General features: G+C 64.1%; 16 protein-coding genes. 13 read left to right on the top strand and 3 right to left on the bottom strand.

Annotated elements, in window-relative coordinates; translation table 11 throughout:
• Positions 1 to 80 precede the first annotated feature (80 nt).
• Entirely contained in the window at positions 81 to 767 is a 687-nt protein-coding gene (locus DL891_RS07060; RefSeq protein ID WP_111719726.1) for a 1-acyl-sn-glycerol-3-phosphate acyltransferase, read from the top strand.
• A 181-nt stretch (positions 768 to 948) separates the two neighbouring features.
• Positions 949 to 2277, top strand: a complete 1329-nt coding sequence (locus DL891_RS07055) for a class II 3-deoxy-7-phosphoheptulonate synthase (RefSeq protein ID WP_111719725.1) — start codon at positions 949 to 951, stop codon at positions 2275 to 2277.
• A gap of 62 nt (positions 2278 to 2339) precedes the next feature.
• Here the strand turns inward: DL891_RS07055 and pknB are convergent, their stop codons facing one another.
• Together pknB and DL891_RS07045 are read right to left on the bottom strand one after the other, a co-directional pair.
• Positions 2340 to 4256 (bottom strand): Stk1 family PASTA domain-containing Ser/Thr kinase, encoded by a 1917-nt coding sequence (pknB, locus tag DL891_RS07050; protein WP_111719724.1) that lies wholly within the window; start codon positions 4254 to 4256, stop codon positions 2340 to 2342.
• A 60-nt stretch (positions 4257 to 4316) separates the two neighbouring features.
• Positions 4317 to 5615 (bottom strand): LysM peptidoglycan-binding domain-containing protein, encoded by a 1299-nt coding sequence (locus DL891_RS07045; protein ID WP_111719723.1) that lies wholly within the window; start codon positions 5613 to 5615, stop codon positions 4317 to 4319.
• Positions 5616 to 5868: 253 nt separating this feature from the next.
• Between DL891_RS07045 and DL891_RS07040 the strand changes: the two genes are divergently transcribed.
• Positions 5869 to 6210: an Rv2175c family DNA-binding protein gene (locus DL891_RS07040; RefSeq protein WP_111719722.1), complete on the top strand. Its 342-nt coding sequence runs from the start codon at positions 5869 to 5871 to the stop codon at positions 6208 to 6210.
• Between the two features lie 248 nt (positions 6211 to 6458).
• Entirely contained in the window at positions 6459 to 9197 is a 2739-nt protein-coding gene (locus tag DL891_RS07035; RefSeq protein WP_111719721.1) for a cell wall-binding repeat-containing protein, read from the top strand.
• A 206-nt stretch (positions 9198 to 9403) separates the two neighbouring features.
• Here DL891_RS07035 and DL891_RS07030 read toward each other — a convergent pair whose 3' ends face one another.
• Positions 9404 to 10504, bottom strand: a complete 1101-nt coding sequence (locus DL891_RS07030) for a polyprenyl synthetase family protein (RefSeq protein WP_111719720.1) — start codon at positions 10502 to 10504, stop codon at positions 9404 to 9406.
• Positions 10505 to 10566: 62 nt separating this feature from the next.
• Between DL891_RS07030 and DL891_RS07025 the strand changes: the two genes are divergently transcribed.
• The 9 genes from DL891_RS07025 to mraY all read left to right on the top strand — a co-directional run bounded on the left by DL891_RS07025 (position 10567) and on the right by mraY (position 21665).
• Complete coding sequence (locus tag DL891_RS07025) at positions 10567 to 10956, top strand: DUF3040 domain-containing protein (protein WP_368665622.1); 390 nt, start codon at positions 10567 to 10569, stop codon at positions 10954 to 10956.
• A gap of 484 nt (positions 10957 to 11440) precedes the next feature.
• Entirely contained in the window at positions 11441 to 13060 is a 1620-nt protein-coding gene (locus DL891_RS07020; protein WP_111719719.1) for an HNH endonuclease signature motif containing protein, read from the top strand.
• A gap of 479 nt (positions 13061 to 13539) precedes the next feature.
• On the top strand, positions 13540 to 13971 hold the full coding sequence (gene mraZ / locus DL891_RS07015) for a division/cell wall cluster transcriptional repressor MraZ (protein ID WP_111719718.1): 432 nt from the start codon (positions 13540 to 13542) through the stop codon (positions 13969 to 13971).
• A gap of 102 nt (positions 13972 to 14073) precedes the next feature.
• The gene (rsmH, locus tag DL891_RS07010; RefSeq protein ID WP_111719717.1) at positions 14074 to 15027 is read left to right on the top strand and encodes a 16S rRNA (cytosine(1402)-N(4))-methyltransferase RsmH; all 954 of its coding nucleotides are present in this window, start codon (positions 14074 to 14076) and stop codon (positions 15025 to 15027) included.
• Positions 15024 to 15755 (top strand): hypothetical protein, encoded by a 732-nt coding sequence (locus tag DL891_RS07005; RefSeq protein ID WP_111719716.1) that lies wholly within the window; start codon positions 15024 to 15026, stop codon positions 15753 to 15755. Before rsmH ends, DL891_RS07005 begins: the two co-directional genes overlap by 4 nt.
• A 40-nt stretch (positions 15756 to 15795) precedes the next feature.
• A complete protein-coding gene (locus tag DL891_RS07000) occupies positions 15796 to 17568 on the top strand; it encodes a peptidoglycan D,D-transpeptidase FtsI family protein (protein WP_368665621.1) in 1773 nt (590 codons plus the stop codon).
• A 47-nt stretch (positions 17569 to 17615) separates the two neighbouring features.
• Entirely contained in the window at positions 17616 to 19169 is a 1554-nt protein-coding gene (locus tag DL891_RS06995) for a Mur ligase family protein (RefSeq protein ID WP_111719715.1), read from the top strand.
• Positions 19162 to 20574, top strand: a complete 1413-nt coding sequence (gene murF / locus DL891_RS06990) for a UDP-N-acetylmuramoyl-tripeptide--D-alanyl-D-alanine ligase (RefSeq protein WP_111719714.1) — start codon at positions 19162 to 19164, stop codon at positions 20572 to 20574. The genes DL891_RS06995 and murF overlap by 8 nt, the downstream gene beginning before the upstream one ends.
• Before the next feature lie 5 nt (positions 20575 to 20579).
• Entirely contained in the window at positions 20580 to 21665 is a 1086-nt protein-coding gene (gene mraY, locus DL891_RS06985) for a phospho-N-acetylmuramoyl-pentapeptide-transferase (RefSeq protein WP_198668816.1), read from the top strand.
• The last annotated feature ends 10 nt before the right edge of the window (positions 21666 to 21675 follow it).

Here is a 21675-nt window from a genome sequence, read left to right as displayed (position 1 = left end):
CTACCCGGGGGCACGCGACGACACGTCACCCCGGGGGCCCGCGACGCTAAGCTGGTGCGAGCCCACGAGGAGGATGTCGATTGTTCTACTGGTTCATGAAGAACCTGGTCGCCGGACCCCTGCTCAAAGGGGTTTTCCGGCCGTGGGTCATCGGGCAGAAGAACATCCCACGCACGGGTGGGGTGATCCTCGCGAGCAACCACCTGTCGGTCATCGACTCGATCATCCTGCCGCTGGTGCTTGACCGCAAGGTGTCCTTCCTGGCCAAGAGCGAGTATTTCACCACCAAAGGGTTGAAGGGCTGGCTCACCAAGACGTTTCTGAGCGCCACCGGCATGCTGCCGATCGACCGTTCCGGCGGCAAGGCGTCGGAGGCATCGTTGAACACCGGTCTCAGGGTGCTCGCCGACGGGCAGGTGCTCGGCATCTATCCGGAGGGGACGCGCAGCCCTGACGGCAAGCTGTACCGCGGGCGCACAGGGGTGGCGCGCATGATCCTGGAGGCCGGCGTGCCGGTGGTTCCGGTCGCGATGATCGATACCGAGAAGGTGATGCCGATCGGCACGAAGGTGCCGAAGATCCGCCGCATCGGAATCATCATCGGCGAGCCGCTCGACTTCTCCCGCTTTGCCGGGATGGAGGGGGATCGGTTCATTCTGCGTTCGATCACCGACGAGATCATGTACGAACTGGCCAGCCTCAGCGAGCAGGAATACAGTGACGTCTACGCCACCAGCGTCAAGGAGAAGCGCGCCCACGTGGCTTGATAAACTGGAACGGTGTACGCGTGCAGGCTCCAGGCCGCCGCTGAGGGGAGGCAGGCGTACCGCTGGGCCACAAAGCTGCAGTTGAACGAGGCTGCAGTTATAGCGAGGCTGCAGTTAAACGATTAGGGAGATCACTCACGTGTTAGATCCGTTAGGCCTGCTTGTAGAAACCGATGAGCGAGTGCTGGCGGGCCTTGACTCGTGGCGAGACAAGGCGATCAAGCAACAGCCGAACTGGCCGAACGCGGCTGCCGCATCCAAGGCATCCGCACAGTTGTCGGCCCTGCCGCCCCTGGTCAGCCCGTCGGAGGTGAACCGCCTGCGCACGCGCTTGGCCGCCGCTGCCCGGGGTGAGGCGTTCCTCCTGCAGGGAGGGGACTGCGCCGAGACGTTTGTGGATGCGACCGCGGAGAAGATCCGAAACCGGGTGAAGACGGTGCTGCAGATGGCGGTCATCCTCACCTATGGCGCTTCGATGCCGGTGATCAAGATGGGCCGTATGGCGGGTCAGTTTGCCAAACCGCGCTCCAGCGACACCGAAACTCGAAATGATGTGACTCTTCCCGCGTACCGCGGCGATATCGTCAACAGCTTCGAGTTCACCGAAGAGGCGCGCACCCCAGATCCGAAGCGCCTGCTCGAGGCGTACCAGACGGCCTCATCGACCCTGACGATGATTCAGGCGTTCACGCAGGGCGGCTTCGCAGACCTGCGTCAGGTGCACACCTGGAACCACGGCTTTCGGTCGAACCCGGCGAACCAGCGCTATGAGCAGCTGGCTCGCGAGATCGATCGTGCGATCAAGTTCATGATCGCCTGCGGCGCCGACTTCGAAGAGATGAAGCGCACCGAGTTCTACACCAGCCATGAGGCGCTGCTGATGGACTACGAGCGCCCCCTGACCCGAATCGACCCGTCCAGCGGCACCGCGTTCAACTTGTCCAGCCACTTCCAGTGGATCGGCGAACGCACCAGAGACATCGACGGCGCACACGTGGAATTCATGGCGAATGTGCGCAACCCGATCGGCGTGAAGCTGGGCCCCACGACCACCGCCGATGACATGCTGCGGTTGATCGACCGGCTCGACCCCGACCGCGAACCCGGCCGGTTGACGTTCATCACGCGCATGGGTGCCTCGCGCATTCGAGAGGCGCTGCCGCCGCTGTTGGAGGCCGCGAAGACGTCGGACGCGTTGCCGCTGTGGGTCACTGACCCGATGCACGGCAACGGCATGACCACGAAGAACGGTTACAAGACACGACGCTTCGATGACGTGGTCGACGAGGTGAAGGGTTTCTTCGAGGCGCACCGGCAGGTGGGCACGTTCCCCGGCGGCATCCACATCGAACTCACCGGCGACGATGTGACCGAGTGCCTGGGCGGTACCGAACACATCGAGGAGGCCACGCTGGAGACCCGGTACGAATCACTGTGTGATCCGCGTCTCAACCACATGCAGTCGCTCGAGTTGGCCTTCCTGGTGGCCGCGGAGCTGCGCGAGCGCTGAAGGCACGGCTGCGCGCGGACGTGAACGCTGCTCAGCACGGTTGCTGAATCACAGAGAGAGCGTCAGCCCGAGACGGTGATGCCCAGGGTGACGACCTTGTCCCGCACGGCCATCTCTCCCGCGGCGGGTGTGCTCGAAGTCACCTTGGTGAGCGCATCCGGGATGACTTTGAAGAAGTCTGCGTACGCGAAGCGGAAGCCGGTGTCCTCCAGAGCCTTCGAGGCCTCATCGCGGGTCATCCCAACCACATCTGGCACCTCGACGAGGTCTTGGCCCTTGGAGATGACCAGGTCGATCACGGCGCCCCGGGTGACCGTGCCGTCGGGAACGCTCATCGAGATGACGCGGCCCTTGTCGACCTCGTTGCTGAACTGGTTGTCGGCCACATTCACTTCAAGGCCCACTTCGGTCAACCGCTGTTGGGCCTGATCGAGGGTGTCGCCTTCCACATCCGGAACCGCGCCGTCTGAGACGACGAGGGCAATCGTGCTGCGTTCGGGGAACAGCTCTGGAAGTTCTCCGCCGTCGGTGTCTGTCGCGCGGATGACGACACCGCGCTTGACCTTGCCGGAGAACTGGTTGGTCACCTCTCCCTGCACAAAACCGGCCGATGCGATCAGGTCGGAGGCCTCCTGCTGGCTGAGCCCGGCGAGCGTCGGCACCTCGATGTCTTTCGGCCCCTCTGAGACGATCACGGTGATATCGCTGCCGCGCTTCAGCATGGTGTGTGGGCCCGGGTTGCTGGTGATCACGATCCCGGCCGCGATGGTCGGATGGGTGTCGGTGCCGTGCAGCGCGATCAGGCCGATGTCCTGGAGCATTGCCGCAGCAACCTCAGGGGTGGTTCCCGCGGTGACAGGCACTTCGACCAATCCGCCGGGACCCTGCCCGAAGTACCAGCCGGTGCCGCCGGCGACTGCCGCCAGCAGAATCACCAGGCTGAACAGCCAGTAGCCCTTGCGTCTCCGCCGGTTCGCACGCACCGCAAGCTGGCCCGGTTTGTCGAGAACCTGGGGAGGTGCAGCCTTCGCGGGCACAAGCAGCTGGGTCTGGCCGGTGGTCTGGTGGTCGACGGCGTAGCCGCGGGGGAGAACCGCGGTCGGCTGGGTCTGGTGGCTTCCGGGTTGCCCGAATCCGAGCACCGCGTTCTCCACCTCGATCAACTGGTCCAGCATCGCGGTCGCGTCTCGTGGTCGCTTCTCGGGATCCCGGGCGGTTGCCCAGAGAACCAGTTCGTCGAGCTCGACCGGCACGCGTGGGTTCTTCGCGCTCGGCGCGGGAACCTGGTCGTTGGCGTGCTGGTAGGCGATCTGCATGGGCTGTTCGCCCTTGAACGGCTGCTCGCCGGTCAGCATCTCGTACATGACGATGCCCAGGGCGTAGATGTCGCTGCGGGCATCCGCCACGCCACGGGTCACGAGTTCGGGGGAGAGGTAGGCGATGGTGCCGAGCAGGGCCTGGCCGGTGGCGGTGTTGTTGTTGACCGCGCGGGCAAGGCCGAAGTCGCTGATCTTGATGCGGCCGTCATCGGCCAACAAAATGTTCTCCGGCTTCAGGTCGCGGTGCACGATGCCCGCCTTGTGTGCTGCCGCGAGGCCGTGCAAAACGGCGCTCATGATGTCGAGGGTCTGCGCGGCCGTCAGCTGGCCGTGCTCCTTGAGCAGGTCGCGCAGGGTGATTCCGGGCAGGTACTCCATCACCAGGTAGGCGATGTCGGCGTCTTGACCCTGATCGAAGACGTTCACCACGTTCGGGTGGGCGAGCCTGGCCGCCGAGCGGGCCTCCTGCACGAAGCGCGACTTGAAGGTGGAGTCGTCGGCGAGGTGGCCGTGCATGATCTTGAGGGCGACGCGTCTCTCCAGACGCAGGTCGGTGGCGAGATAGACCGTCGCCATGCCACCGCGGGCGATCCGTGAGCGCACCTGATAACGGCCGTCTATGAGACGGCCGATCATCGGGTCGGTCTGGTTGGATGCCACTGTCTGAGTCTAAGGAGGATCAGTGGGTGATTCCCGCTAAAACACCGGGAGGTTCAGAGATCAGCCGAGCTGTTCGAGCCAGTCTCGGGCCGCTGCTTCCCACTTCGCGTAATGGTTTGGCCAGCCGGAGATCTGAACGGCCTGTGCGGCCTGGCTCACCGTCATCTTCTCCCAGCCGGGGATATCGAGCAGCCCACGGGTTCTTCCCGGGTTCGGGTTGCCCTCGCCACCGAAGAATGCCCGTGCGGCCCGTTCCGGGTCGCGCGTCTGGGCGGCAGTGCCCCAGCCGGTGGAAGGGCGCTGCTGAAAGATGCCGAGGGAATCCCGATCGCCGTGGTTGAAGTTCTTCAAACCAGACTCCTGCATCGCTGCGGCCAGGGCAATGACGATCCCGTAGTCGTTCACGCCCGCGTTGCGTCCGACGCGAATGACGGTCTCGGCGTTGGCGCGGCGCTCGTCGGTCATCGTGATCTCGGGCAGCTCATCCGTTGTCGTTTCAGTGGCTGCTTCGGCCTTGCCGGTCGATGCCACGGTGAAATCGGCGCCCGGTACGACAATGCTCTGACCCGGGTAGATGATGCTGGTGGGAACGAGGGAGTTGGCGGCCAGCAGGTCGCCCAAGCTGGTCCCGGCCGTCTCGGCGATGCCACTCATCGTGTCACCGGCGACCACCGTGTGGGTGCGGGCAACGGCCGCTTTGGGTGCTGGAGCCGGGGCGGGGGACGACTGGCTGCCGGGCACGACGATTGCCTGTCCCGGAAAGATCAGGCTGCTGGCGACCAGACCATTCGCCGCCAACAGTGCAGCGAGGCCGCTGCCGGTGCGTTCGGCTATCCCGCTCATGGTGTCACCAGATTTGACAGTGTACTTCTTTGCGGTACTCGCCTTCGCCGCGGGTGCCGACCCTCCGGCAAGCTTCAGGTGTTGGCCCGGGAAGATGATCGATGTGGAGTCCAGGCCGTTGGCAGCCAGGACCGCCTGGGTCTTGAGGCCGAAGCGATCGGCGATCTCGCTGACAGTGTCGCCCGCGACCACTGTGTATTCCTTGGGGGCAGCCTTCTTTGCCGCCTTCGAGGCCACTACCTGGGAGGTGACGACGACCGATTGCACCGTCCGTTGCGCGGTCGGTTTCAGGAATCGCTGCGGCATGGCCGGACGCTCGACCGGAACGGCGTGGGCGGGCGTGGCCGAGAGCCCGGACGCGCTCACGGCAAGAGTGCCGGCGATCACGAACGGGAGTGAGGTGCGGGCGGCGTGTCCGAAGCGGATCACCGGAAACCGGCGTGACTCTGGGCGGCAATTCGTCGTCGCGGCTGGGGCCGGGAGAGCCGCTGGTGTCGCGGCCGTTGCGTGTGGCATTCAGATAGTCCTCTGGCTTGGTGCGTTATTCCTCCCCATACGCTGACATGCATAGAGGCCAGAGTCAACCAAAGTGACGAATGTTACTGGAATTAATGGCGTGACGAATGTTACTGGAGTGACTGGTATGCACCGTGAGCCATCTGTGCGAGAGCTCTGTGCGAGAGCTCTGTGCGGGAGCTCTGTGCGAGAGCTCGCTTCTCTTCGCCTCTCAGCTTTACCAAGTGGTCGCAGTCATGGCACGATTATTCCCATGACTTCTGCGCTGCCGACCGCGACCTGGTTGACCGTCCCCGACCTTGTCGACCTGCTCGGCCTCTCGGTGAGCAAGGTCCGCACCCTCATCGACGACAAAGAGCTGCTGGGTGTGCGCCGCGACGGCATCGTGGTGGTGCCAGAGGATTTCATCCGTGATGGCAAAGTGCTGGCGGAGCTTCGCGGCACGCTCACCCTGCTCATGGATGCCGGATTCAGCGACAACGAGGCGATGCATTGGCTGCTCGAAGCCGACGACTCGCTGGCCGCCCGCCCGATCGACGCCCTCCGTGCCGGGCGCAAGGCCGAGGTTCGCCGGATCGCGCAAGCACTCGCCTGAGCGGCGTGCAGCCCCGCGGGGCTGAAGGGGTTGCGCGGTACGAGGAATTGTTTCGGAATGTCCGCCTGATCAGGACTTCGATGCGGTTGATGCCAAATCGCTCCGACGAGTCGTGCCCGGACTGGCGCCGCTGTGCTGGCGCCGGCTGGCCGCTTTAAGAATAGTTTAAGCCGCCCTCACTACGGTGAGCCGAGCTCATCTGCCAGTTTTGGCGATGATTCTGGATCACACTGGGGAAAGTAGGAACAATGACGTCCACAACTATTCGTACGGGGCCGCCCGGCCGAACGCTCGCGCGTTCCCTGGCCGCAGCAACATCGGCGCTTCTGATCGCCGGCCTGCTGTCGGTCGGGGCGCCGGCCACACCGGCCGCCGCCGCGACGGAGATGTTCGCCGATTTTCCTGGCGCTATCGCCCCCACCATCATCGCGGCCAACGGGATGACCCAGCCGGTCACGATTACGATCAGGGACCGCGACAACTCCGGTGTCTGGTCGCTTCCCGGCAATCTGCCCGAGATAAGAAATCACGTCTCGATCGTCGGTCCCGGTTCCGGAAAGCTGACGATTGATTTGGCCGGAAAGAATGGCTTCTTCGCCAGGGGCGCTGGGGGCACCATTGACTTCGCCATCTCCGGCCTCAGCCTGACCAATCCGAATTCATACGCGGTGGCGGCTTTGGACACGAACCTGACTGTGGCAGACCTGATCGTCAGGAACGCGCCAACGTTCGGTCTCGTCGTGGAAAGCACCGGCTACAAGACCGTGAATGTGAGTGATTCGCACTTCTTGGACTCACGCTACGGAATCTTGGTAGATCTCGGCAACGCCGGGCCACGAAAGCCCAAGGCGCTGTTGGACAACGTGACCGTCCAGGGCAACGTGTCGGGTCTTCGCTTGTCCGCGGCCGGGAACAGTGAGATCACCCTTGCGAACAGTGACGTCTATCAGAATACTTATTCGGGCATCGAGGCGTCGGTGAAGGACGCAGGGGTGATTATTGTCAACGACTCGATTATCGAGGACAACAAGGGCGGCGGCCTTGAGATCTGGGGCGACGAGACAGCCGGGGCATACTCAGGTTTCGTGGAGATCCGGCGCTCGGCGGTGGTGGACAACGGAGCCACGACGACTGCATCGGGAGGGATCCGAGTCGCAGGCAAACCTGAAGGGCTGCATGTCATGGTGGACCGGACGTCCGTATACGGCAACAAGGCGGACAACGGCGGCGGAATCTTCATGAAGCCAGGGCTGAACAGCAGCCTGGACCTGCGACACTCGACGGTTTCGGGCAACAAGGCTCAGGGGCTGGCGAGCGGTCTCTATGCAGAGGGCACGCCCAGCAAGAAGGTGGGAGTCTTCATCAGCCACAGCACGATCGCTCACAATGGCACCACGAACCAACCGGGCGCGTGGCTCCAACATTCGTCCGGATCAATTGATCACACCATCCTGTCGGACAACGGTAACTCCGCGAATGGCGATCTCTTTGCGAACGGCAGCGACCTACAGGTCAGGCACAGTCTGGTCCAGCTCAGCAGCGGCACCGCCCAGGGGCTGGTCGATGCGTCCACCACGAACATCGGTGGCAGGTCGGCGGCTCTTGGCCCGCTGCAGCACAACGGTGGTGCGATCTCTCTGAAGACACACCTGCCGACGGTCTCGAGTCCTGCGCTGGAAGCCGGAGACAAGGCGATCAAGGCAGAGAACACGGTTGATTTTGACCAGCGTGGCACGGGCTTCCCGCGGGTTGTCGGGGTGATCGACATCGGAGCGGTCGAGGCCGCGGCGAGGAATGTGGCCTCGAAGGATGTCACGATCAGCGGCACGGCGCAGGTCGGCCAGACGTTGACGGCGAATACGGCGGCGTGGACGCCGGCACCGGTGACGTTGGCCTACCAGTGGTTGCGTGACGGTGCTGTGATCAGCGGGGCGACCGGCAAGACCTACAAGCTGGTGACTGCGGATTCGGGTAAGAAGGTATCGGTGAGGGTGACCGGCACGAAGCAGCACTACACGACGGCCACGAAGACGTCAGCGGCAGTCACGGTGAAGGCCGCCCCGGCAAACCCGAAGGACCCAGTGAAGGTGAACCGGATTGGTGGCGAAGATCGATACGAGACGGCGATCAACATCTCCAAGGCTGGCTTCCCGGCTGCGAAGCCGAACGTGCCGGTGGTGTTTGTGGCGACCGGTGCCGATTATCCGGATGCGTTGTCGGCTGCCGCGGCGGCGGTGAAACTGGGTGGGCCGTTGCTGCTGACCCCGTCGAAGGCGTTGCCGAAGGCGGTCGAGACTGAGATCAAACGGTTGAATCCGGCCCAGATCGTCGTCGTCGGTGGGACGGGTGCGGTCTCGAACACGGTGTTCAACAGCTTGAAGAAGCTGAAGAAGACGGTGCGGGTCGGCGGAACGGACCGGTTCGACACGTCTCGGAAGGTGACCGCGTTCGCGTTCAAGGCCGCTGACACCGCGTACATCGCTACCGGGATGAACTACCCGGATGCGTTGTCGGCTTCGGCTGCCGGTGCTGCGGCGGGTGGGCCGGTGATCCTGGTCAATGGTGCGGCGAAGGCGTTGGATGCGCCGACGAAGGCGACGTTGAAGATGCTGAAGCTGAAGCGCACGTTCACGGCGGGCGGTTCTGCTGTGGTCAGCAACGGCATCCATGACGGGTTGAAGGCCTATGGCACCACGAAGCGGTTCGCCGGTGATGACCGGTTCGACACGTCGAGGCTGATCGGGGTGGATGCGTTCCCGAGTGCGAAGCAGGTGTTCCTGGCGACCGGGATGCAGTTCCCAGACGCGTTGGCCGGGGCCGCGTTGGCCGGGGCGAAGGGTGGCCCGTTGTTCACGTCGATGCCGACGTGTATTCCGAAGCAGACAGCGGCCGTGGTGAAGGGGAAGAGTGTCACCCATGTCACCTTGTTCGGAGGCACCGGTGCGCTGAGCAACAACGTGTTCAACCTGAGCGCCTGCACTAAGTAAAAGCTGGCAGGGGCGGCCCGGTCCGAACCGGGTTCGCCCCTGTCCCTTTCGGTGGTGGAGGGATCAGAGGCACGAGGATCGTCTCGACCTGACGGTGATCGGGGTTCCACGATCATCGCTGCGCGATCCCTCGGCCGACCGGCAGAATGCCGGGCCTCGGTCTGCGGACAGGCCCGGCGCGTCTCAGCCCCCGGCGCGGTGTGCCGTTACGTGCTGCGCCGGGTCGCGGAATGAGTGAGCGCACGCAGGCGTAGCAGGGCATCCGGGGCCAGATCGGCGGTGGCGAGTGCATCTTCGGCCTCAATGACGTTCTGAGTGATCATCGACTCCACCTTCTTGACAGCGCCGCAAGCGGTCAGATCTGCCTGAAGCTGTTCGATCTCCGCCGCGCCGAGTTCCGGATCTCCCAAGAGTTTATCCAGCCGCGCGCGCTGCGAATCCGCCATTGCCTGGCGGGCGAGGGCGATCAAAACGGTGCGCTTGCCCTCGCGGAGATCATCGCCGCTCGGTTTACCCGTCACGGCCGGGTCACCATAAACCCCGAGAAGATCGTCGCGAAGCTGGAACGCTATCCCGAGGGGCAGGCCGAACCGGCGCAGTGAGTCAAGCTGCGGAGCGGTCGCACCACCAAGAGATGCCCCGATCACCAGTGGCGCCTGCACGCTGTATTTGGCCGATTTGTAGGTGACGACGCGAAGTGCGCTGGCCAATTGTTGGTCCTCGGGCTGGCTCGCCCACGCCTGTTCTTCGCGAATGTCTAGAAACTGCCCCGCGGTCACCTCGGTGCGCATCAGGTTGAATTGGTCGCGAGCCGCGGCTGCGAAGGCACGATCGTCGGCCTGGTCCAGCCCCTCGTCGAGAAGCTCGTCACTCCACCCGAGAAGCATGTCGCCCAGCAGCAGTGCAGACGATGTCCCAAACGCCCGCCTGTCCCCGCGCCAGTCGTTCTCCTGGTGGATGGCTTCGAAACGCCGGTGCACTGACGGAAGGCCACGTCGGGTATCTGAATTGTCCATGATGTCGTCGTGAACCAGCGCGGCGGCATGGAATATTTCCAGGGCGCTGGAGACGGAAATAACCGCGGCGGTCGGCTCTGAAGATGCCTGACCGAGCGTCGGCTGCACCGCGCGCCAGCCCCAGAAGCAGAAGGATGCCCGAAAACGTTTCCCACCGCTGAGAAAGTGCCGGGAGATATCGGTGAACGCGGCCAGTTCACTGCTGATTGAGGAGAGAATTGAGTGACGACCGGAAATGAAGTCGTCGAGTCGAGATTGCACGAGCAAGATCAATTGGGTGCTGTCAGCCACTTGTCTAGCCTAGTCATAGCTGTCGGACTAGAATTGGGTTTAACGAGCAGGACCCGGAGGGGATGAAGATGCCGCTTTCGGAACACGAGCAACGGCTTCTCGATGAGATGGAGCGCAGTCTCTATCACAACGACACCGATTTCGTAAACACATCATCAAGTGGACTGAGCCGTCCGAATTATCGGGCGGCGGCGCTTGGCGCGCTTATCGCCATTGCGGGGATCGGCGCTCTGGTCGCCGGCGTCATCACCCGATTGCCGGTAGTCGGCGTGATCGGGTTCGCCGTCATGTTTGTCGGAGTTCTGATCGCACTCAGTCCGCGACGGGGTTCTTCCTCAACCGACAGCCCCACCCAGTCGCGCCCGACCGCGGGCGCCGCCGCCAACCACCAGGCGGGGTTCATGGATCGCTTGAACGAGCGCTGGGACAAGCGCCAGGACGGCACCCACTAATCAAGTTGGCCGACGTGCCCCCTTTGACTGTCGATGTCGAGTTGTGATTGAGGGGATTTCGGCCAAGTGGGTGAAACAGTGCCCTCGTCGCTGATCTGGAATCAGCGTTGCTATCGAAGCGGATAGCACCTGCGGATGTGGGCCGGCAGTCCAATGGTGGGATGGCGTGTCCAAGGTCAACGAGACCTTTCGCAGTCGTCGTCGTACAGCGAACTTCAACGCGGGCATCTGTGCTGCACCCTGTGACCACGTTCCCGCGTCACTCCCGCATGCCATTACCCCGGCGCTCCATCAGCTACCGGCCATAGCACGGTCAACCAGGCCATCACCCGGTCAATCGCCTGGCACCTCGTATGCCACGATCCAGTATGCCGAGGGGGCTTGTCCTCCACAGCTTGGCTGGGATGTCACTTATCCACAGAAACACGGTCTGAACAGGGGTTCTGGTGGGTTGAATGTCGGTGGCTGGTGCTTGAATGAGAGCATGAACACCCCGACCAGCCAGCTCGAGACGATCCGCGAACAGCTCGCGGCCGTCACCGCTGGCAACTCGATCACCGGTCTGTCCGGTGACGACCTGTTGCGGGTCACCGGGGCCATCGAGCAGGCCGGCCGGCTGGTGGATGCCCTCCGGGTGACCGCTGCGGCCGAGATCGGTCACCGGTCTCGGTACGAACTCGGCTCCGCCGGGCTTTCCGCGCAGAAGGGCTGCCGCAACGCGGCGGACCTCATCGAGCGAGTCACCCGGGTTTCCGGGCGCACCGCCGCAGGCCGCATCGTGGTGGGCGAACAACTCCGCCCGCACTCCTCCCTGACCGGGGACGAGCTCCCGGCCCGGTTCCCGGCGGTCGCGGCCGCGTTGACCGGTGGGGCACTCGGGGTGGATGCGGCGTCCGCGATCGTGACCTGCCTGCTGCCGGCGCTGCCCACGGCCGGTTTTTCGGCGTTGCAGGGCGCCGAACACCAGTTGGTGGCGGCCGCGACCGGTGCCGGCGCCGACACGCCGGTCCCGGAGGGGGCTGATGAGATTCGGCGTCAGGGTCAGGTGTGGCAGAGCGTCCTCGATCAGGACGGCGCCCGGCCATCCGAGGAACGCGTCCTCGCCAAACGGGGCTTCGGTCGGGGGGCCGCCCGGGACGGCCTGATGGTCGGCCGGTACGCGCTCGCGCCGGACGTGTATGCGAAACTGCAACGCGTCTTCGACGCCTATATCCTCACCCGCACCGCGCCCAGGTTCTTCACCGACGAAGAACTCGCCGCCCACCAGTGCGAGAGGGATGACCGCAGTTGGCAGCAGCAACGCCACGACGTGTTCGCGACCATCATCGATGTCATCAGCCGCAGCCGTGACGTGCCCACCATCGGCGGGGCGCCACCGACCGTGGTGGTCAGTGTGCGGGCCGAAGACCTCGACACCAACCATGGGACTGGGCGGGCCGCCGGGCGGGGTGCCGGGCAGGGTGCCGGGCAGGCTGCCGGGAGGGGTGCCGGTGGTGGTGCCGGGCAGGGTGGTGGTGGTGCCGGGCAGCGTGGTGGGCAGCGTGGTGGTGGTGGTGGTGGTCATATCGACGGGCTGGATATCCCGGTGTCGCTGCGCACGGTGAAACAATACGCCTGCACCGGCGGCACCCAACAGGTGCTGATCGGCGCGAACGGTGCGGTGGTGGCGTTGGGGACTGAGCAGCGGTTGTTCAACCGGCAGCAACGCCGGGCGATCAACCTCCGGGATGGCACCTGCATCATTCCCGGGTGCACGATACCGGCGTACTGGAGTGAGATCCACCATGTCATCCCCGACAGCCAGGGTGGGCCCACTCATACGAACAACGGTGTTTCGTTGTGTTGGTATCACCATCGCACGATCGACACGTCGGGCTGGCAGATCCGCATGATCGACGGGGCACCGCAGGTGAAAGCGCCCCGGTGGCTGGAAACGAACGCGAAATGGCGGCCCGCCGGCACAAGCCCCACCCAACTCACCCGCACCCTCGAACAACGCGCAACCCGGCCGCCAGAGAAACCAAGTACCGATCCGCCCACGCGACCCGCTCCTCGACCACCCGAGCAAACCGAACCTCGAGCGCCTGGGAATTCCGAGCCGTGAACGCTGAGAGAACCGCCTCCTCGACCACCTGGGCAAACAGATTTTCGAGCGCTTGGAAATCCACCTCCGCGACCACCGGGTGAAACACGTGGCGGGCAGGTCGAGCAACCAATACACCCCCCCCAACGAGCGATCGGAGCCTCGGTCGGACGGGGATCCTCCACTTTGAACCACTGAGTGACCTGAGTCCAGACCGCACGGCGAATCGCTGCCGTAACTTTCTCCATCGACCCTCCCCGCCGGCCGCTCGACATCGGCCATCTTGAAGCAATGCTTCGAAATCAGCCGTACCCAACCTGCGCCAGCGAGCTGATCGTTCCAAATCGTGGATTTCCCCTCCACCGAGACATCCCCTTGAATTCGCGAGGATATTGGCCCCTCTTCGGGAAATAGCTCAAAAAATCTTCATTTGTGGTGAGAAGTGGAGTAAAGTGGAGTATCACCACAACTCGGGCCGGAGAGAATGAGGGGGAGAGGCGATGCTGCTAGGCACCTATGCCCCCAAACTCGACGAAAAGGGCCGCATCATCCTGCCGGCCAAGTTTCGTGACGAACTCTCGGACGGCATCGTGGTCACTCGCGGCCAGGACCGCTGCCTCTACGTCTTCTCCAGCAAGGAGTTCGAGGTGTTGCACGACAAGATCCGCCAGGCACCCCTGACCAGTAAGGAAGCCCGCGATTTCATGCGTGTCTTCCTCTCCGGAGCCAGCGCCGAGACTCCCGACAAGCAGAACCGGATCACCCTGCCGGTGCCCCTGCGCGACTACGCCGGACTCGACCGTGACCTCACGGTCATCGGTGCGGGCCATCGGGCCGAGATCTGGGACACCCAGGCCTGGGAGACCTACCTGGCCGAACAAGAAACTGCCTTCGCGAACATCAGCGAGGAGGTGATTCCCGGACTCTTCTAGTACCTGGCGCCTGACTCCCAGCCATCACACGCCCTGACACACCTTCCCCGGTGGCAGGTCGAAATGGATGGGGATCAGGAATCAGGACAGGTCCGATTCACCATGACGAACAATGACATCCACACCCCGGTTCTCCTGGAGCGTTGCATCGAGCTACTCGCCCCCGCCCTCGAGGTGCCAGATGCCGTGCTGGTCGACGCGACCCTCGGCATGGGCGGGCACTCGGAGGCGCTCCTCGAGCGGTTTCCCCACCTGCACCTGGTCGGGCTCGACCGTGACCAGGATGCGCTGGCCATTGCCGCAGACCGGCTCGCGCCATTTGCTGACCGCACCGACTTCGTGCACACCACCTACAACCTCCTTGACGAGGCCATCGCAGACCTGGGCATCCCCGCTGTGCAGGGCATCCTGTTCGACCTCGGTGTCTCCTCATTGCAACTTGACGAGGTCGACCGCGGATTCTCCTACTCGAAAGACGCCCCACTGGACATGCGGATGGATCAGGATGCCGAACTCACCGCAGAACGAGTGATCGCCACCTACAGCGCAGACCAGCTGCGGAGTATCTTTCACCGCTACGGCGAGGAACGTCTCGCCAAGCGCTACGCCGACCGCATCGTCGAAGCGCGCGACAGGGCACCGATCACACGCTCGGCCCAACTGGTTGAGATCATCACCGCCGCAACCCCGGTCGCTGTGCAACGCACGGGGCACCCCGCCAAGCGGGTCTTCCAGGCTCTGCGGATCGAGGTGAACCAGGAACTGGCGGTGCTCGAAGACGCCATCCCACGCGCCATGCACACCCTGGCCGTCGGCGGGCGCATCGTCGTCATGGCCTACCACTCGTTGGAAGACCGATTTGTGAAGCAGGAATTCGCGCGGGCAACCTCGTCCAGCGCTCCCGAGGGCCTACCGGTCGAACTGCCAGAACACCAACCACACTTCTCCCTTCTGGTGCGCGGGGCCGAAAAGGCCAGCGCCGACGAACAAGCCAGTAACCCTCGCGCCACGCCCGTGCGCCTGAGGGCAGCACAACGAACGAGACGAGCAGCATGAACGGTAACCTGGCCTACGATTGGGCGACCGAACGCACCCCGCGCGACCTGTCTCACGCCTTTCCGGCACCGAGCCAACCCGGCCCGTGGCAGGATTCCCGACCCAGCCACATCACAATCGCACCCACGCGCCTGCAGCGCAAAGCTCGCCCCCGCGTGGTCTATGCCCTGATCGCAGCCGCCGGCATCTTCGGCATCATTGCCAGCCAGTTGCTGCTGAGCGTTGCCACCTCGCAGGCGGCCTACGAGATCGCGTCCCTCGAGGGCCAGGCCACGGCGTTGTCACGCACCTGGCAGTCATTGACCGTCGAACTAGACAGTGTCGCGTCGCCGCAGAACCTGGCCGCCCACGCCGAGTCCCTCGGTATGGTTCGCAACACGAACCCATCCGTATTCCTTCGCCTGTCCGACGGAGCCGTCCTCGGTCATCCGGCGGCCGCCAACGCCACCGCCGGCTCAGTGATCGGGGCTGGCGACCTGGTGCCCAACTCACTCCTCACGCAGAAGAAGACGCAGTCGCAGAAGGCCAAGGCCGCAGCAAAGAAGACCAACGCCGATTCTCCCGCGGCAGGTGCAGCTGCCGGAACAGCGGTGATCGGGGTGAACCCTCCGACCGCCCCGACGCCGGCAGTCGGAATCGATCTGTCAAAAACAAGCGCGCCTGACACCGCATCGGCCGGTTCCCTCGTACCGTTGCAGGGCGGGCTGCCCTCACCAAAGACCCACTGACCGGCCCGCGACCGACGTTTCTCGAAGAAAGGCATCACCGGTGGCCCCGACCTCCACGACGCGCCGCAGGCTTGCACTCACCATGCTCCTCGTCGTCGCGTTGATGGCCGTGTTCGTGGTGAAGCTGGTCGATATCCAGGTGGTGCGCGCCAGCGAACTCAACGAGGCGTCGTACGGCAAGCGTGCCGTCGGTGTCACCACATACGGCCCGCGCGGCGACATCGTGGATGCCAACGGGCAGATGCTCGCGGGAAGCATCATGCGCTACGACGCCCAGGTCTCGCCGATGATGGCAATGGAGGCCGACCACAAGTTCGCCGCTGGCGAGGGAACCGAGAACGTGCTCGATACGGCGGCGAAGATCGGTGACATCACCGGCCAGACGCCGGCCGAAATCGTCGCCGTGATCAACGACGCGTTGGCCGTCGACCCCAAGTCGAATTACGCCATGCTGATCAAGTCCATCGATCTTGACCAATACCGAGCCCTTGACGCACTTGACATCCCGTGGTTGTTCTTCACCACGAACCCCGGTCGCACGTACCCGAACGGCGCAGTCGCCGGCAACCTGGTCGGTTTTGTCGGGACGGACGGCGCGGCGCTCGAGGGTTTGGAATGGTCGATGAATTCCTGCCTGGCCGGCACCGACGGTGAAGAGGTGTACGAGCGCAGTCTCGACGGCGTGCGTCTGCCCGGAAGCACGGTCACGACCAAAGATGTGGTCAAGGGCGGGCAGCTCAAGCTGACCCTTGACCTCGACCTGCAGTGGTACGCACAACAGGCGCTGGCCGAGCGTGTGCAGGAGGTTGGCGGCACCCACGGAATGGTGATCGTGCAAGAGGTGAAGACCGGCAAGTTGCTCGCGGTGGCAGAGTATCCGTCGGTCGACCCGAACAACGTCGAGGCATCCGCCGTCGAAGATCGCAGCTCGCGGGCCTTCCGTGACGTGTTTGAACCGGGCTCCACGTTCAAAGCACTCACCGCCGCGGCGCTGGTCGATGCCGGAATCGCCGAACCCACCAGCCGGGTGGTCGCTCCGTATTCCATTCGGATGCCCAACGGGGCCGACTTCCACGACAGCGACTGGCACCCGGATGAGCAGCTCACGCTGACCGGGGTGCTGGTCAACTCATCGAACACAGGAACCGCGCTGTTCGGCGACAAGATGGACGACAACGTGCGGTATGACTACTTGCAGAAGTTCGGGCTCGGCCAGAAGACAGCGGTCGACTTCGACGGTGAGGCATCGGGCATGTTGCACCCCGTCGAGGATTGGGACAACCAGACCAAATATGCCACCATGTTCGGCCAGGGACTCTCGATGACGGCCGTGCAGGTAGCCAGCTCCTATCAGGCGCTGGGCAACGGCGGCGTTCGCCTGCCGGTGCAACTGGTCGAGGGGTGCACCGCAGCCGACGGGACTGTCACCGACGTTCCCCCGGCCTCCAAGGGCACCCGGGTGGTGTCAAAGGCGGCAGCCGATTCCACGGTGAACATGTTGGAGAACATGGTCACCAAGGGCTGGCTGAACAACGTGCTGCCGATTCCCGGCTATCGGGTCGCGGCCAAGACCGGTACGGCACAGCAGGCCGACGGTAACGGCGGCTATGGGAGCCTGTATCTGGTCTCGCTGGCCGGAATGGCACCGGCCGAGGATCCCCAGTATGTTGTATCGGTGAACATCGCCAACCCGGTTACGATTACTTCGTCGGGTGCAGCGGCTCCGGTCTTCCAGAAGGTGTTGACCCAGGTCCTCAAGATGAACCGCGTGAAGCCATCGACCACGCCGTCGCCAGACCTTCCGGTGCACTAGCGATGACAAACCCATTGACCAATTGACCAGCCGAAAGTGGGTGCCCCGTGAATGATCGGGCCAAGGCCGCACTGCGCCCCGAGCACCCTGTCGCTCGACCCCTGTCCCAATTCGCCCACGACTTCGAACTCGGCGACCTGCCCGGCCTCGATGGGGTAGAAGTGACCGGGGTGAGCATCAACTCCCGAGACGTCGAGCCAGGCGACTTGTACGTCGGGCTCGCCGGAGCGCACTCGCACGGTGCCACCTTTGCCACGAACGCGCGGGAGGCCGGCGCTGTCGCCGTACTCACGGACGAAGCGGGCGTGGAAATGGCCACGGCAAGCGGCCTGCCGGTGATTCACGTGGCAAACCCGAGGGCCGCATTGGGCGACGTCGCGGCCTGGGTCTATCGCACTTCCGAGAACCCGGCGACGCTGTTCGCCGTCACCGGCACCAACGGCAAGACCAGCGCCGTCTACATTCTGAACGCGTTGCTCACCCAGCTGGGCGTGCAGTCCGGGCTCAGCTCCACGGCAGAGCGCAGGATCGGCCCGATCGCCGTCACCAGCTTGCTGACCACACCTGAGGCGAGCGAAATGCACGCCCTGCTCGCCCGCATGCGGGAGTCCGCTGTGCGTGCCGTGGCCATCGAGGTCTCGGCGCAGGCAGTTTCACGCCACCGCATCGACGGATTGCTGTTCGACGTCGTCGGATTCACGAACCTGAGCCATGACCACCTCGACGACTACAGCACCATGCGGGAATATTTCGAGGCCAAGTTGCAGCTGTTTCAGCCCGACCGTGCCCGCCGTGGTGTGGTGATGGTCGACTCCGAATGGGGACGCACCATGGCGGAGGAGTCACGCATCCCGGTCACTCGCATCCAGACCAGCCCTGACGGTGATGCCGAGTGGACGGTCACGATCACCGACCAGACCCCGTACAGCACCTCATTCCTCCTCGAGGGTCCGGAGAAGAGACGGTTGGCGACCAGCGTGCCGCTGGTCGGAGCGTTCATGGCTCACAATGCGGCGGTTGCGATCGTGATGCTCGTGGAATCCGGGTTCGACCTCGCTGCCATCGAACATGCCCTGGGGCGTGACGGTGAGATCAAGGCGTTCATTCCCGGCAGGGCCGAACGTGTGTCCGGCCAGAGCGGACCCATCGTCTACGTCGACTACGGACACACTCCGGCCGCGTTCCAGAGCACCCTGCAGGCAATCCGCCAGGTGGTGCCCGGAAAACTGATCATGGTGTTCGGGGCCGATGGCGACCGCGACACCAGCAAACGCCTCGACATGGGGGCAATCGCTGCCCGAGAGGCGGATGCCGTCGTCATCTGTGACTTTCACCCGCGTTTCGAAGACCCCGACACCATTCGGGCACAGTTGGTCGCTGGTGCACGCGCGGAGAAACCCGAGGGTGAACTCTACGAGATCGCCGATCCTCGCCAAGCGTTTCGCAAAGCGCTTTCCCTCGCCGGTGCGGGCGATGCCGTGCTGTATGCCGGCCCCGGTCACGAGGATTATCGTGAGGTCGCCGGTGTGCGACTGCCATACTCGGCCAGAGACGATGTGAGACTGGCGCTGATGGAAGCCGGGTGGCCACCAAATGATTGAACTGACACTGGCGCAGATCACCGACGCGATCGGCGGCGAGTTGGTATTGCCCGCAGATGGTCGTGGCCCGGAAACCGTGATCTCGGGTGCAACCGAGACCAACTCCGGCCTGATCGAGCCCGGTTCGATCTTTGTGGCCAAACGCGGCGACGTCACCGACGGGCACCTCTATGCGCCGGATGCCTGTGATCGCGGCGCGGCTCTGCTGATCGTTGAACGCCGGCTCGCCCTCGACGTTCCCCAGATCGTCGTGGATGACTCCGTTCGCGCTCTGGGTGCTCTCGCCACGCACGTCATCGCGCTGGCCAAGCAACACGGTCGGCTCCGCATCATCGGCATCACCGGATCCAACGGCAAGACGACCACCAAGAACCTCCTCGGGGCCATCTGCGCTCGTGCGGGGAAGACCATCGCTGCCAAGGACTCGTTCAATAATGAGGTCGGTGGCCCGCACACCATGCTGCGCGTCGACTACGACACAGACTTCCTGGTCGCCGAGATGGGCGCCAGTGCTATCGGCGAGATCGCCAGCCTGGTGCAGATGGCGCCACCCGATGTGGGAGTGGTGTTGAAAGTCGGCCTCGCCCACGCCGGAGAGTTCGGCGGCATCGAGGCCACCACCACAGCGAAGACCGAGATGGTGGCGTCGTTGGCTACGAACGACGTCGCGGTGCTGAACCGGGACGACGGTCGTGTCGTGGGCATGGCGGCGCACACCAGGGCTCGCGTGATCTGGTTCGGACTCGGCGACGAGGCCGACGTGCGCGCGACCGACGTGCACGCATCGGCGGACGGCACCACGTTCACCCTCACCCTGCCGGGTGAGGCTGCACAGCCGGTTCGGTTTCGCGTTCTCGGCGAACATCACGTGATGAATGCGCTGGCGGCCGCCGCATCTGCCCACGCCCTCGGAATCGGCCCGGCCGACATCGTCGCCGGGCTCGAAGAGGTCACCCGTGCGGAACGCTGGCGCATGGAGGTCATGGGCGGGGCGCGCGGGGTCACCGTGATCAACGACGCCTACAACGCCAGCCCCGACTCGATGGCCGCGGCCCTCAAGACACTGGCCCAGATCACCGATGAGGGGGAGCGGTCGGTGGCGGTGCTCGGACAGATGAGCGAACTGGGAGAGCTCGCCGGCGAGGAGCACGACCGGATCGGTCTGCTCGTGGTGCGCCTGAACATCAAACAGCTGGTAGTTGTCGGGCACGACGCCCGTAGAATGTTCATCACGGCGAATCTGGAGGGATCGTGGGACGGAGAAGCGCTGTTCGCGGCTGACCAGGCCGAAGCGTTGACAATCCTCGAAGAGATCCTGAGGCCGGGCGACCGGGTGCTGGTCAAGAGCTCGAATTCGGCGGGTCTGCGATTTCTCGGCGACACATTGGGAGAGATGTATTCGTGAAGACCATGTTGTTGGGCGCGGCCATCGCATTGGCGTTCTCCCTTTTTATGACCCCGCTGTTCATCCGCATGTTCAAGAGGCTCGGCTGGGGCCAGTTCATCCGCGACGACGGCCCACAGAGCCACCACTCGAAGCGGGGAACCGCGAGTATGGGCGGCATCGTCGTCATTCTGGCCACCGTAATCGGCTACTTCGGCGCCACCCTCCTCACCGGTGAAGCACCCACAGCCTCACCGATGCTCGTCCTGTTCCTGATGGTGGGGCTCGGCCTGATCGGATTCCTGGACGACTTCTCGAAAACGCGCAAGCAACGCAGCCTCGGCCTCGGCCCGTGGGCCAAGCTTGGCGGACAGGCGGTCGTCGCGGGAGTGTTCGCGGTACTGACGCTGCAGTTTCCGAACCAGTACGGCCTCACACCCGGGTCGACCAAGATCTCGTTCATTCGGGAGCTCCCGATCGATTTCATGGTTCTGGGTGCGGTCGGCGGGGTCATCGCCGTGATCCTCTGGACCGCCCTGATCGTGGCGGGAACCTCCAACGGGGTGAATATGGCCGACGGCCTCGACGGCCTCGCCACCGGCTCGTCGATCCTTGCGATCGGCTCATTCGTGATCATGGGTTTCTGGCAGTCGAACCAGTCCTGCGTGGCGTTGAACCTCGACCCGGCCGTTGCGTACAAATGTTACGACGTTCGTGACCCGTTCGACCTGGCCGTCATCGCCGCCATCATCGTCGGGGCATTGATCGGGTTCCTCTGGTGGAACACTTCGCCCGCACAGGTCTTCATGGGTGACACCGGCTCGCTCGCCCTCGGTGGCGCGCTGGCCGCCCTGGCCATCTTGAGCCGCACCGAACTGCTGCTCCTCCTGATCGGCGGACTGTTCGTGATCGAGGTCGGCTCGGTTGCAATGCAGAACCTGTACTTCAAGGCGACAAAGGGCAAACGGATCTTCCTGATGAGCCCCCTGCATCATCATTTCGAATTGAAGGGCTGGGCCGAGGTCACCGTCGTCGTACGGTTCTGGATCATCGGCGGGCTCCTGGTGGCGGCCGGAGTCGGAAGCTTCTACCTCGAGTGGCTGTCACAATGATTGTCGCGCA

Origin of the sequence: Homoserinimonas sp. OAct 916 (assembly GCF_003260275.1) — a bacterium.
Taxonomy (GTDB): Bacteria; Actinomycetota; Actinomycetes; order Actinomycetales; family Microbacteriaceae; genus OACT-916.
The sequence above is the reverse complement of the archived record's forward strand: the minus strand, read 5'-3'. Positions and strand labels throughout refer to the sequence as shown.